Raw genomic sequence first — 12,438 nt, 5'->3', positions numbered from 1 at the left:
ATGAAGATCAGCGGCTCTCTAGGCGATGGCTCCTGAGGCGATCGTCCGTGACCCGGCGCTGTTTTCCAACTTGGCGAAGCAGTCGAGTTCGCGAAGAGGAACCGGTTTGGAGAAGAAATAGCCTTGGAGATCGGTGCAGCCGAGGGCGGTTAGAAAGTCGCGCTGATATTCGGTTTCGACCCCTTCCGCTGTCGTCGAGATGCCGAGGTTGCGGCTGAGGGTGACGATCGCGCCGATGATCGCCGCACCGTTGGCTTTTGCGCCGAGCTGCGAGACGAAGGAACGATCGATCTTGATGCGGTCGATGTCGAAACGCACCAGGTGGCTGAGGCACGAAAAGCCGGTGCCGAAATCATCGAGAGAAATTTGAATGCCCCGGCTGCGCAGCGATTTCAGGACCGTATAGACATCCGAATTATCCTCGATCAGCGAGGACTCGGTGAGCTCGAGCTCGAGGCGGGATGGCGGTAGGCCGGTCTCTTCAAGCACGGCAAAGACTTCCTCGGCGAAGTTTGGTCTTCTCAGCTGAGCCGGCGACACGTTGACCGCCACGAAGGTGTCTTTGGGCCATTTGCAGGCGGCTTTGCAGGCTTCCCGCAAGACCCAGAAACCGAGAGCGTCGATGAGGCCGCCCTCTTCGGCCACTGGGATAAAGCTCGCAGGCGTCAGCAGTCCGCGCTGACTGTGGCGCCAGCGCACGAGAGCCTCAGCGCCCGAGGCTGTATATCCGCCCTCGGCGCGATGCACCGTCTGGTAATAGACCTCAAGCGATCCGAAGTCAGGCTTGCCGCTACCGAGGCCGGGTTTCGAACCGTCAGCGGCCGTGCCTTGGGCCAGGACTTCGCGCAATTCGTTCTTGAGAATGTCGCGCGCGTTTCTGCCGCCGTCCATGGACGGGGAATAGACGCGCCACTGGCCTCTCCCGCCCATCTTTGCCTCGTAAAGCGCGACGTCGGCATAACGCATGAGGTCATCGGCATTTCGTCCGGCGTCCGGCACGATGGTGATGCCGATCGAGCCGCCAACCCGGGCGACCGCTTCGCCCCTCAGAAGCGGGAAGGGCCTGCCAAGTTCGGCGACGATCGCGTCGCATATGGACAGCAGGATTTGATCGTCATTTTTGATGTCCCGCAGAAGCAGGGCAAATTCGTCGCCCCCGAGCCGGGCGAGCGTGTCATCAGGGCGAAGGACGGACCGGATCCGCTCCGCGGCCATCCTGATGAGTTCATCTCCGGCGGCATGGCCGAACGTGTCGTTCACGGCTTTGAAGCGGTCGAGGTCGAGAAGTGCTACGGCTGAGCGCTCGGTCGAATGCCGCGTGTCGGTCAGACATTCCTCGAACCGCATAGCGAACAAAGCGCGGTTTGGAAGGTCGGTCAGCACGTCATGCAAGGCAAGCTGCCTTGCATGCAGCTCGCTTCTCTTCAATTCGCCGAGACTGCTCCGCAGCCGTACCAGCAGCACCGAAAGCAGCACGGCGATCACCAGGGCGGCAATCGAAAGCGCCGGCATCAATCGGCCTATCACCCGTGAACCTGGAAGATCGGGTCGCCACACGATGAAGCCGATCGGTTCACCATTTGCCGTCGCGTCGATTTGGAACGCGACCTCATTTTCGTCGGGATCGGCCGTGCGGGCAAAGCGGGCTCCGTTGAGGCCCTGTTGCCGGCTCAGTTCGTCGAGGGCCGCACCATCGAGAAACCGCACGACGATCAGGAATTGCCGCATCGGCTGCGGCTGGCCCTGGGGCGCTTCGTTGATGGCGACGATGCCAACGATCGTCGGCCGGCCCTCCAGCCGCATCAGATTGGCGAGCGCATGGTTGGGGCGAAGCGCGCTCGCCCGACGGCTTTCCAGCGAGGATGGCATTCGGTCGCTGAAAGTCGGGCTTTGGCTTGCCGTAAGACGGCTGTCTTTAAGGAGCGGCAAAAAGAGAGGTTTCATCCACCGATAGCGTTTTTCGGTTTTCGCGTCGGTCAGCATGCTGAGCTGAGCCTTCTCGTCGACGACAAAGGCCTGATCGTATCCGAAGGCGGACATTGCGGTTTCGCTGATTGCGCTGCCGGCCGCCCCGGTCAGAACCGTATCGAGGCTGGAGGAAACCCCTGCCGACCGGGACGCGGGATAAACGCGGGCGAGATAGCCGTTGCCGAACTGACCGATGACATGGGCGACCTGATCGACCTGTTCGCGCAGGCGGGCATTCACCAGCTGACGCTGGCGATCAAGGGCCGCAGCGTCGCTTTCGGTTCCCGCCCAGAGCGCCGATAGCACGACGAGTCCAATCGCTCCGAGCCCGCTGATGGCGATCAGAAAGAGAATTCTTCCCGAGGCGATCCAGGACTTCTGAAACGTGTTGGAGCTGGAAGGAACAACGATGTGCAAGCCTGGACCCCTGGACACCACGATACGGGCGCATTCGTCAACGCTAACAAATAAGCGTTCACGTAGAATTAAAGGCTGCGGCGCACTATGGGGCGAGATCGATCACGCCCAGGGGGTTCCGGCGATGTTGCGAATATCCATACAGACTTTATTGCGCGGAGCGCTGATGGTGGGCGGGGTGGCTGTCGTTTTGGCTGCGGTCTCGCCGCTGCCGGTGGCCGCGCAAGAGCCAATGCCGATGAGAGTCGCCGTCGAAGGTGCGTTTCCGCCCTTCAACTATCTCGACGCGAACAACAAACTTCAGGGTTTCGACATCGATATTGCCAATGCCCTCTGCGAGACCGGCAAATTCGAATGCCAATTCATCATCGAGAAGTGGGACGACATGATCCCCGATCTTATTGCCGGAAAATACGACGCGATCATCTCATCGATGTCGATGAGCCTGGAGCGGCGCCAGAAAGTCGCTTTCACCGAGAAATACTACAACAGTCCGTCAGTGTTCATCGCTCGGAAGGATTCGCCGATCAGCGACGTCAGCCCCGCCGCCCTCAGTGGTAAAAAACTCGGGGTGACCTCTTCGACGGCGCAGGAATCTTACGCCAACCATTTCTATCCCGACATGAAGAAGACGGTATTCCGGTCGTCTCCAGAATTGTACAAAGGCCTGTCGGACGGGCGCGTCGACATTATCCTTGAGGATAAGCTCGCCATTTACGACTGGATCGCCAATACGAAGGCGGGAACCTGCTGCGCATTCAAGGGGCCGGATCTGGTCGACGTCACTTATTTTGGTGAAGGTGCCGGGATTGCGGTGCGTCTGGACGACAAGGAGCGTCTTGCACGCCTGAACGAGGCGTTGAAGGCGATCAAGGAAGACGGGACTTATGACATGATCAATGCCAAATATTTCCCGTTCAGCATCGAGTAGAAGGCTACAGAATTTACGTGATTGATGCGAGATGGCCGGTTCTTCCCGGCCATCTCCGTTTTGGTGCCTGATGCATGTCGCCCGGAAGTGTGCAGCGGTTCCGGGACAACGACATACATAAGAACAAGGAGCAAAAGCGCGCCCGCTGCACGCTTTTGCGCGATATGCTTTATCGTCAGGCGGCTTTCGCGACCTCTCCGTGCGGGTCGAGAACAAACTTCGTCGCCGCGCCGTGGTCGAAGCTCTCATATCCCTGGACGGCTTCGTCGAGCGGGATGACCTTGGCGTTGACGATGTCGGCGATCGGCAGGCGGTCGTGGAGGATCGCTTGCATGAGCTGGCGATTGTATTTGAGCACCGGCGTCTGGCCGGTGTGGAAGGACTGCGCCTTGGCCCAGCCGAGGCCGAAGCGAAGCGAAAGGTTGCCGTGTTTGGCGGCATTGTCGACGGCGCCAGGATCCTCGGTGACGTAGAGGCCGGGAATGCCGATCGAGCCTGCGGCGCGGGTGATCTCCATCATCTGGTTGAGCACGATCGCCGGCTGTTCGCCGCCCGAATGGCCGCGGGCCTCGAAGCCGACGGCGTCGATGGCGCTGTCCACCTCGTTGCTGCCGACGACCTCAGCGATCATGTCGCCTAGACGGTCGCTCTTGGAAAGGTCGATCGGTTCGAAGCCAACCTTGGCCGCATGTGCCAGGCGGTCCTTGTTGAAATCACCGATCATGACGACCGCAGCGCCGAGGATACGGGCGGAAGCAGCCGCTGCAAGGCCGACAGGGCCGGCGCCGGCGATGTAGACCGTCGAGCCGACGCCGACGCCGGCGCGCACGGCGCCATGGAAGCCGGTCGGCAGAATATCGGAGAGCATGGTGAGATCGCGGATCTTCGCCATTGCCTTGTCGCGATCCGGTATTTTCAGCAGGTTGAAATCGGCGTAGGGGATAGTGACATAGCGTGCCTGTCCACCGATCCAGCCACCCATGTCGACATAGCCGTAAGCACCACCGGCGCGGGCCGGGTTGACCGTCAGGCAGACGCCGGTATCCTGGGACTTGCAGCAGCGGCAACGGCCGCAGGCGACATTGAACGGCACCGAGACGATATCGCCGATGTCGAGCATCTCGACGTCGATCCCCTTCTCGATGATCTCGCCGGTGATTTCGTGACCGAGGACCAGGCCAGGCATCGCCGTCGTGCGGCCGCGGACCATGTGCTGGTCGGAGCCGCAGATGTTGGTCGAGATCACTTTCAGAATGACGCCGTGTTCGATGCGGCGGCCGTCGGGCGCTTCCAGCTTCGGGTCGTCGATGTCGCGAACTTCGACCTTGCCCGGCCTCAAATAAACGACGCCTCTATTCTTGCTCATGGATTCCTCCCATTTGTTGAATGCCTCGATCTGCAGCCGATGCAGCCGATGGCGATGCTTTCCTCCGGCCTGCCTCCTCTGCAGTCCGGCATTCACACGCCGCAACCGGCGGTGTTCGAATTTCGCAGATAGGCGGGGACAGACTGGATCGAGGAGAGAGTGAGTACGATAGGGCTTGCCTTGTCGTGCCGCTCTCGTCATCGCCCGCCGCAATCCGTAGATCTGCTGCGAAAAGAGCTGGTTTAGGCTACAGAACCTCCTTTCGATCCATCTGGATATCTTCCGGATAACGATCCGGTGATCCCAGAGGATTTCAGTCCTTCTACCACCGTGGCAGCGCGCCGGCGGCCTGTCTGCCATACTTCATGTCGCTCGCTTGCGCGGCAGCGCCGTGAACGTGACAAGAAAACCATGCCTGACGAAAAACAGAGCCCGGAAAAACGACACGGGTGCCCCTCAAGACGACAATCGGCAAAGTCGTCGTCTTCAGTCTCCGATGATCATATCTGTTCGGCCAGCGGCAGATGCCGTTTCCAATCGTGATTGGACATCGGCTGCGTCCTGAGCCACGCTGTTTTTGGGAGCGGACCGTCTATTTTTCCGAAGATAGGAGGCCGGAATGGAACAGCATGCACTGGAGCAGCTGAAAACAGTTGCGAAAATCAGCACGAGCATAAAGCCCCTTGAACTGACGCGGCGCGAACGCATTGAACGCTGGGCCGAATGTCTCGAACGCAGCCCCAAACCGTTTTTGAGGACGCTTCACGAGACAGAGTATCAGCCGATCGCAGATCGGCTTGCCCTGCGGGGTGACGACACCCCGATCTCCGTTGCGTTCGCTGATCCCATTCTGCGGGCGGCCGGAATGGAAAATGACAGCTATGGAGAAGCCAAACGGTTCTTCGAACTCGGCGACGAACAGTTGCACGAGCTTGTCTGCTTCTGTCATTTTGGCGAAAGTGTCAGCGCGGCAGCAGTCGCTCGCCGCGTGCGCAGGATCGCAGATCCGAGACCAAGCGGGTTTTTCGCTCAGCTTCGTGCGTTCTTCGGCTAAAAAAGCCGTGACGCTGTAAGGCTGGCGTTCGCGGCCCGTCACGGCTGCCGGCAGGTCACGCGCCACGGCAAGGCGAACAGGATCCGCGCAAAACGGTTGTCCGGTAACCGGAGGATAGGCTTCGCGCTTTTCCCGGCAAAACCGCTACGCGCTTTTGCGGGGTTGCCCTAGCCGGCGTAAGACCGCCGGCCTCGGTTGAAGTCGACCGCGGTATGCCAGAACACGGCGCCGAGGATGATCGCGCCGCCGAAATATGTGGCGACGGGCGGCTGTTCTGAAAACAGCAGCCAGACCCAGAAGGGCGTCAGCACGATTTCCATCGTGCCGATCAGCGCGGCTTCCGCCGGCGGCATCCGCTTTGCCCCGGCGAGGAAGAGCACCAGGGCGAGGGAGAAATTGGTGGCGCCGAAGGCGGCAAGGACGATCCAGTTGTGCAAGTCGAGCGAGCCGACCGAGCCGAACGGCGCGAAGATGACGAGGGTCAGGAAAGCGCTGACGACGGTCGGCGGCAGGCTCGGGACGCCGGGATCGATTCGCGGAATGATGATAACGAGCGCGAAGGAGGCGGTCATGCCGAGCGCCAAGAGGTCGCCCCAGCCGGTGCCGCCGCCAATCGACGAGGCGACGATGACGCCGACGCCGAAGAGGGACACGGCGCCGGCGATCAGCGTCCGCCTGGCGACCCTCTCCTTGAGGATGAGCCAGCCGAACAGAGCCGCGATGAAGGGCGTCGTCGCATAGATCATCGTCACATTGGCGACGGTGGTCATGTAGAGCGCCCCGATGAAACATCCCTGACTGAAGGTCTGGCATGCGATCATCGCAAGACCGGACGGATGGAAGACGGAACGCCATTGCCGCCGCGAGATGCCCCCTTCGAGGAAAAGGCAGGGGATCAGCAGGAACAGGCCTCCGAACAGCGACCGCCAGGCGATCGCCGTCCATACGTCGGTCGTGAGGAGTCGCGAGTAAACGCCGCTCGCGCTCCAGGCAAGCGTCGCGGCAACGATGAGAAGCACACCCTTCTCGTGCTCGCTGCCTGCGAGGCGCGTGGTCGGATTTTCAATAGTCACGCAGAGATTCTCAAAGAAGGAAGTCGAACGCCGCTCATTTCTGCGCCAGGAATTGACATTAGACAAACGGATAGTAGTGATAGCTATCATCAGTTTTTTCTATGGCTACCGATGCAAGAGCCGATCGAAAGCGACCTTCTCAGAACCTTCCTGGTTGTCGCGGAGACGTCGAACTTTTCGGCGGCCGCCCAGCGCATCGGGCGGACGCAATCTGCCGTCAGCGCCCAGATCAAGAGGCTCGAGGCGGCGATTGGCGAAAACCTTTTTGAGCGCGGCGCCCGCGGCGTGCTGCTCACGCGCCAGGGCATTCAGCTCGTGCCCTATGCCCGCAGGGTCATCGATCTCCTGAACGAGGCCGCAGCGACGATCCGCAGCAAGCCTCTGGACGGGCCGGTGCGCATTGGAATTCCCGAGGAATACAGCCAGACGGTGCTGCCGGCGGCGCTCGCGGCTTTTGCGGTGCGCCACCCAGCGGTCGAAGTAACCGTCTCCTGCGATTACACGGTCCGCAACCTTGCCGCCCTGGAACGGGACGAACTCGATCTTGCCGTCGTTTTTGACTGGAGCGATCAGAACAAGGGCGAGGTCCTCTGCGTCGATCCGACCGTCTGGGTCACATCGATGGTCCATCGGCTGCACGATCTCGATCCCCTTCCCATTGCGACTTATCGCAACTCCACCTGGTCACGCGATTTTGCGCTTCGGTCGCTGGAGCAGATCGGCCGCAATTACCGCATTGCCTTCATCGCCGATACGGGCTCGGGGCTGAAGAATGCCCTGACCGCCGGCCTTGCCGTCACGACGCTTTCCCGCAGCAGCATCCCGTCCGGCTGCCGGGAACTGACCGCCGAAGACGGTTTTCCGCCGGTCGATTCCTCAAAAGTGGTGCTGCGCCGGAGCACCTATCGTTCCAGCGAAGCCGTTCGGGAACTCGCCGAGATGGTGCGGGACGCTTTCCAGCCTATGGCGACGCCTGCGATGGCGTGATGCGACGGCGCAAGCGGCGCCGCGTCTCCGACGGGCTCTCGGAAAAACTTGCCCGGTAGCTCCTCGCAAAGGCCGAGGCCGAATTGAAGCCGGTCGCCGCCGCAATGTCGGCGAAGGAGGCCGTCGTCTCGATCACCTTGCGGCGCGCCGTGTTCAGACGCAGCGCGAGATAATGCACATGCGGCGGTGCGCCGATGCTCTGCTGGAAAAGATCCTGCAGATGCCGGGCGCTGACGCCCACCCTGCGGGCGAGCCGGGCCAAAACCAGCGGCTGCTCGATATGCTCTTCCATCAGATGCACCGCCTGCGTCACCCGGGGGTCATGCAGGCGCAGTCCCGCCGAGGCTGCGGAAAGCGGTTCGTCGATATGGAAGGAAGGCTGCTCGTAACGGAACAGCCGGCTGACTTCGAGCGCCAGCGAATAACCCTGCCGCTGCCGGATCACTTCGAGCATCAGGTCGACGGTCGGCAGCGACCCTGAGGTCGTCAGCCGCTTGCCGTCTATCACGAAACGATCCTTGACGGCCCTGACCTCGGGATAGGCCAGCGCGAAATCTTCGTAGTCCTCCCAGTGCACGGTCGCCGACAGGCCGTCGAGCAGGCTTGCTTCGGCCAGCAGCCATGTGCCGGACTCGACGCCGGCAATCACCGTGCGGTAGCGGGCGGCCCGCGACAGCTGCATTTTCAGCGCCGGCGTCGCGCTGCGGCGCCAGTCGTAGCTGGCCAGCACGAAAAGCGGTGCGTCCTCAGTCGACGCCCGGAAGCTTCCCTGGGCAGGCACGGCGATATTGCTGGTGGTCGGCACCGGTGCTCCGTCCGGCGTCAGAAGCCGCCAGCGATAGAGCTCGCTGCCGGCGATGCGGTTGGCACCGCGCAGCGGCTCGATGACGGATGCAATCAAGATCAGGTTCGTATCCGGGAGGACGAGAAGGTCGATATCGAGCCGTTGCTTCGATCGCTGCAGCAAAGCCATCTCCTCTTTCCGATAATGTATCGGATAGTACCGAAAATGCAAAGCATCCTCGGCCAACCTGCCGCGTAATGCCAGTCAAGACGGGGAGAACAAGAATATGCCATTAGCGATGAACCGCGATGTTTTCATCACCTGCGCTGTCACCGGTGCCGGCGATACGGTTTCCAAATCCAGCCTTGTTCCCATCACTCCCAAGCAGATCGCGGATTCCGCGATCGACGCCGCCAAGGCTGGGGCGGCTGTCGTTCACTGCCATGTCCGTGATCCGGAAACGGGGGCCGCCAGCCGCCGCAACGATCTCTACAGGGAGGTGACCGAGCGCATCCGCTCGGCTGACATCGACGTTGTCCTCAATCTCACCGCCGGCATGGGCGGGGACCTGATCTTCGGCGATGTCGAAAGCCCCCTCCCCCTCAATCAGAACGGCACCGACATGGCCGGCGCCAGTGAGCGCGTCAGCCATGTCGCCGAATGCCTGCCGGAGATTTGCACGCTCGACTGCGGCACGATGAACTTCAACCTTGGCGACTATGTCATGACGAACACGCCGGCCATGCTGCGGGCGATGGCGAGGAAGATGACGGATCTCGGCGTGCGGCCTGAGATCGAGGCTTTCGACACCGGCCATCTCTGGTTCGCCAAGCAGCTTGCCGAGGAAGGCCTGATCGAAGACCCGGTGCTGATCCAGCTCTGCATGGGCATTCCCTGGGGCGCGCCCGACGATCTCAACACTTTCATGGCGATGGTCAATAACGTGCCGCAGAGTTGGACCTTCTCGGCCTTTTCGATTGGCCGCAACGCCATGGCCTACCCGGCGGCAGCGGTTCTCGCCGGCGGCAATGTGCGCGTCGGACTTGAAGACAACCTCTTCGTCGGCAAGGGCCAGCTCGCCACCAATGCGCAGCTCGTCGAAAAGGCGGTGCAGGTGGTGGAAGGCATGGGAGCCCGGATCATCGGACCGGAAGATGTGCGCAAGAAGCTGAAGCTGACGAAGCGCTGAGGATATCATGACCAAGATCAGCAAGGCGGCTTGTATCGGCGGCGGCGTCATCGGCGGCGGATGGATCGCCCGTTTCCTGCTCGCCGGCATCGACGTCGATGTGTTCGACCCGCATCCGGAAGCAGGCCGCATTGTCGGCGAAGTCATCGCCAATGCCGAAAAAGCCTATGCCATGCTGACCGGCGCGCCACTGCCGCCGCGCGGCAGGCTCCGCTTCTGCCAGACGCTGGCGGAAGCCGTTGCCGACGCCGACTGGATCCAGGAAAGCGTGCCGGAAAGGCTCGACCTCAAGCGTGGCGTGCTGATCGAGATCGATGCGGCCGCGCGCCCGGATGCCCTGATCGGCTCTTCTACCTCGGGCCTGCTGCCGACCGATCTGCAGCGCGACATGACGCATCCCGAACGCCTCTTCGTCGCCCACCCCTATAATCCGGTCTATCTGCTGCCGCTCGTCGAAATTGTCGGCGGCGAGAAGACCTCGGCAGCGACCATCCGGGCGGCGATGGAAAGACTGCCGCCGATCGGCATGAAGGGCGTCCACATCGCCAAGGAGATCGAGGCCTTCGTCGGTGACCGGCTGCTCGAAGCGCTCTGGCGCGAGGCCTTATGGCTCATCCACGACGACATCTGCACCGTCGAGACGCTCGACGACGTCATCCGCTATTCCTTCGGCTTGCGTTGGGCGCAGATGGGCCTGTTCCAGACCTACCGCATCGCCGGCGGCGAGGCCGGCATGCGCCATTTCCTCGCCCAGTTCGGCCCCTGCCTCGCCTGGCCCTGGACCAAGCTCACCGACGTCGTCGATCTTGACGATGCGCTTATCGAAAAGATCGGCCGACAATCCGACGAACAGGCGTCCGGCCTTTCCATCCGCCAGCTTGAGCGAATCCGCGACGAAAATCTCGTCGGCATCCTGCAGGCGCTGAAGGGCGGCGACGGCGGCAAGGGCTGGGGCGCCGGCAAGCTGTTGAAGGGTTTCGAGCAGTCGCTGTGGGCGCGAGGGGGAGGCGAGACCATGCCCGCCGATCCTTCGAAGCCGCTGCGGCTTATCGAAGCCAAGGTGAGCCCTGCCTGGGTCGACTATAACGGCCATATGACCGAGCACCGCTATCTCCAGGTCTTCGGCGATACGTCCGATGCGCTGCTGCGTCTCGTTGGGGTCGACCTTGCCTATGTCGAGGCGGGGCACAGCTATTACACGGTGGAAAGCCATATCCGCCATCTCGGCGAGGCGAAGCTCGGCCAGGCGATCCATTCGGCCTGCCAGATCCTGACCGCCGACGAGAAGCGGCTGCATGTCTTCCACACATTGCACGACACGGCGACGGGCGAGCTCATCGCAACCGCCGAGCAGATGCTGCTGCATGTCGACAGCAAGGAGGGCAAGGCAGTGGCGGCGCCCGCCGCCGTGCTCGACAGGGTGAAGGCGATTGCCGCGGCCCATGCGGAACTGGCGCTGCCCGAAGGCGCCGGGCGTCACGTCGGCCAGAGGCGGTAGGAGGATCGGCATGGATTTCGGTCTCAGTGCAGAACAGGAAATGATCGTGGAGACGGTCCGCGCTTTCGTCGAAACCGAGATCTATCCGCATGAGAACGAGGTCGAGCGGACCGGCTTCGTCCCGCCGGAACTCGGGCGCGAGATCCAGCGCAAATGCATCGCTCTCGGCTTCTATGCCTGCAATTTTCCCGAGGAGGTCGGCGGCGCCGGCCTCGACCATGTCACCTTCACGCTGGTCGAGCGCGAGCTCGGGCGCGGCTCGCTGGGTCTGACGGTCTTCTTCGGCCGTCCCTCTGGCATCCTGATGGCCTGCGAGGGCGAGCAGCGCGAACGCTATCTCCTGCCGGCGGTGCGCGGCGAGAAGATCGACGCGCTTGCCATTACCGAGCCGGATGCCGGTTCCGATATGCGCGGCATGAAATGCGCCGCCCGCCGCGACGGCGCCGATTTCGTCCTCAACGGCACGAAACATTTCATCTCGCACGCGGATGTCGCCGATTTCGTCATCGTCTTTGCTGCCACCGGCGAGGAGGAAACGCCGAAAGGCATCAAGAAGAAGATCACGGCCTTTCTCGTCGATCGCGGCACGCCGGGGTTCGAGATCCTGAAAGGCTACCATTCCGTTTCGCATCGCGGCTACCACAATAGTACCCTCAGCTTTACCGATTGCCGGATTCCCGAAGCCCAGGTGCTGGGCGAGGTGCATCGCGGCTTCGATATCGCCAATCAGTGGCTCTACGGCACGCGATTGACGGTTGCCGCTACCTGCGTCGGCCGGGCACGCCGTGTCTTCGAGATGGCCCTGCCCTATGCCGCCGAACGCAAGCAGTTCGGCCGGCCGATCGGCGCCAATCAGGGCGTCTCTTTCAAGCTCGCCGACATGATCACCGAGATCGACGCAGCCGACTGGCTGACGCTTGCAGCCGCCTGGCGGCTCGATGCCGGCCTTTCCGCAGATCGGCAAATTGCCTCGGCCAAGCTCTATGCCTCCGAAATGCTGGCGCGCGTGACCGATGAGGCAATCCAGATCTATGGCGGCATGGGCCTGATGGATGACCTGCCGCTTGGCCGCTTCTGGCGCGATGCGCGCGTCGAGCGCATCTGGGACGGCACCTCGGAAATCCAGCGGCATATCATCAGCCGCGACCTGCTCCGGCCCTTGGGAGCATGA

General features: G+C 62.0%; 10 protein-coding genes. 6 read left to right on the top strand and 4 right to left on the bottom strand.

Annotation, left to right across the window (positions count from 1 at the left end; all coding sequences use genetic code 11):
* Window positions 1-18: 18 nt before the first annotated feature.
* On the bottom strand, window positions 19-2,385 hold the full coding sequence (locus tag EFR00_RS01505) for a putative bifunctional diguanylate cyclase/phosphodiesterase (protein ID WP_077994237.1): 2,367 nt from the start codon (window positions 2,383-2,385) through the stop codon (window positions 19-21).
* 124 nt (window positions 2,386-2,509) lie between these two features.
* Between EFR00_RS01505 and EFR00_RS01500 the strand changes: the two genes are divergently transcribed.
* Entirely contained in the window at window positions 2,510-3,316 is an 807-nt protein-coding gene (locus EFR00_RS01500; RefSeq protein ID WP_040113013.1) for an ABC transporter substrate-binding protein, read from the top strand.
* A 175-nt stretch (window positions 3,317-3,491) separates the two neighbouring features.
* Here EFR00_RS01500 and fdhA read toward each other — a convergent pair whose 3' ends face one another.
* The gene (fdhA, locus tag EFR00_RS01495) at window positions 3,492-4,682 is read right to left on the bottom strand and encodes a formaldehyde dehydrogenase, glutathione-independent (RefSeq protein WP_004674667.1); all 1,191 of its coding nucleotides are present in this window, start codon (window positions 4,680-4,682) and stop codon (window positions 3,492-3,494) included.
* 619 nt (window positions 4,683-5,301) lie between these two features.
* On the opposite strand from fdhA, the gene EFR00_RS01490 reads away from it, so the two are divergent.
* Window positions 5,302-5,736, top strand: a complete 435-nt coding sequence (locus EFR00_RS01490) for a hypothetical protein (protein WP_040113014.1) — start codon at window positions 5,302-5,304, stop codon at window positions 5,734-5,736.
* Window positions 5,737-5,903: 167 nt separating this feature from the next.
* Here the strand turns inward: EFR00_RS01490 and EFR00_RS01485 are convergent, their stop codons facing one another.
* Window positions 5,904-6,809 carry a DMT family transporter gene (locus EFR00_RS01485; protein ID WP_077994240.1) on the bottom strand — a complete coding sequence of 302 codons (906 nt, stop codon included), beginning with the start codon at window positions 6,807-6,809 and terminating at the stop codon, window positions 5,904-5,906.
* Between the two features lie 111 nt (window positions 6,810-6,920).
* Between EFR00_RS01485 and EFR00_RS01480 the strand changes: the two genes are divergently transcribed.
* On the top strand, window positions 6,921-7,796 hold the full coding sequence (locus EFR00_RS01480) for a LysR substrate-binding domain-containing protein (protein ID WP_077994241.1): 876 nt from the start codon (window positions 6,921-6,923) through the stop codon (window positions 7,794-7,796).
* Here EFR00_RS01480 and EFR00_RS01475 read toward each other — a convergent pair.
* On the bottom strand, window positions 7,771-8,769 hold the full coding sequence (locus tag EFR00_RS01475; RefSeq protein WP_077994242.1) for a GlxA family transcriptional regulator: 999 nt from the start codon (window positions 8,767-8,769) through the stop codon (window positions 7,771-7,773). The genes EFR00_RS01480 and EFR00_RS01475 overlap by 26 nt on opposite strands.
* A gap of 97 nt (window positions 8,770-8,866) precedes the next feature.
* Here EFR00_RS01475 and bcoG point away from each other — a divergent pair, with 97 nt between their 5' ends.
* From bcoG to EFR00_RS01460, 3 genes are read left to right on the top strand one after another with little or no spacing between them, the layout of a single operon-like run.
* Entirely contained in the window at window positions 8,867-9,769 is a 903-nt protein-coding gene (gene bcoG / locus EFR00_RS01470) for a 3-dehydrocarnitine:acetyl-CoA trimethylamine transferase BcoG (protein WP_077994244.1), read from the top strand.
* A 7-nt stretch (window positions 9,770-9,776) separates the two neighbouring features.
* Window positions 9,777-11,267 carry a carnitine 3-dehydrogenase gene (locus tag EFR00_RS01465; protein ID WP_077994246.1) on the top strand — a complete coding sequence of 497 codons (1,491 nt, stop codon included), beginning with the start codon at window positions 9,777-9,779 and terminating at the stop codon, window positions 11,265-11,267.
* A 10-nt stretch (window positions 11,268-11,277) separates the two neighbouring features.
* The gene (locus EFR00_RS01460; RefSeq protein WP_077994248.1) at window positions 11,278-12,438 is read left to right on the top strand and encodes an acyl-CoA dehydrogenase family protein; all 1,161 of its coding nucleotides are present in this window, start codon (window positions 11,278-11,280) and stop codon (window positions 12,436-12,438) included.

The organism is Rhizobium sophoriradicis (assembly GCF_003939025.1).
GTDB lineage: Bacteria > Pseudomonadota > Alphaproteobacteria > Rhizobiales > Rhizobiaceae > Rhizobium > Rhizobium sophoriradicis.
Note: the sequence above shows the minus strand (reverse complement) of the source record. Positions and strands in the feature narration are given on the sequence as shown.

Excerpts from the sequence above, each read along its gene's own strand:
- EFR00_RS01500 (WP_040113013.1), top strand. The coding sequence starts at position 2,510 with ATGTTGCGAATATCCATACAGACTTTATTGCGCGGAGCGCTGATGGTG.
- fdhA (WP_004674667.1), bottom strand. The coding sequence starts at position 4,682 with ATGAGCAAGAATAGAGGCGTCGTTTATTTGAGGCCGGGCAAGGTCGAA.
- EFR00_RS01490 (WP_040113014.1), top strand. The coding sequence starts at position 5,302 with ATGGAACAGCATGCACTGGAGCAGCTGAAAACAGTTGCGAAAATCAGC.
- EFR00_RS01480 (WP_077994241.1), top strand. The coding sequence starts at position 6,921 with ATGCAAGAGCCGATCGAAAGCGACCTTCTCAGAACCTTCCTGGTTGTC.
- EFR00_RS01475 (WP_077994242.1), bottom strand. The coding sequence starts at position 8,769 with ATGGCTTTGCTGCAGCGATCGAAGCAACGGCTCGATATCGACCTTCTC.
- bcoG (WP_077994244.1), top strand. The coding sequence starts at position 8,867 with ATGCCATTAGCGATGAACCGCGATGTTTTCATCACCTGCGCTGTCACC.
- EFR00_RS01465 (WP_077994246.1), top strand. The coding sequence starts at position 9,777 with ATGACCAAGATCAGCAAGGCGGCTTGTATCGGCGGCGGCGTCATCGGC.
- EFR00_RS01460 (WP_077994248.1), top strand. The coding sequence starts at position 11,278 with ATGGATTTCGGTCTCAGTGCAGAACAGGAAATGATCGTGGAGACGGTC.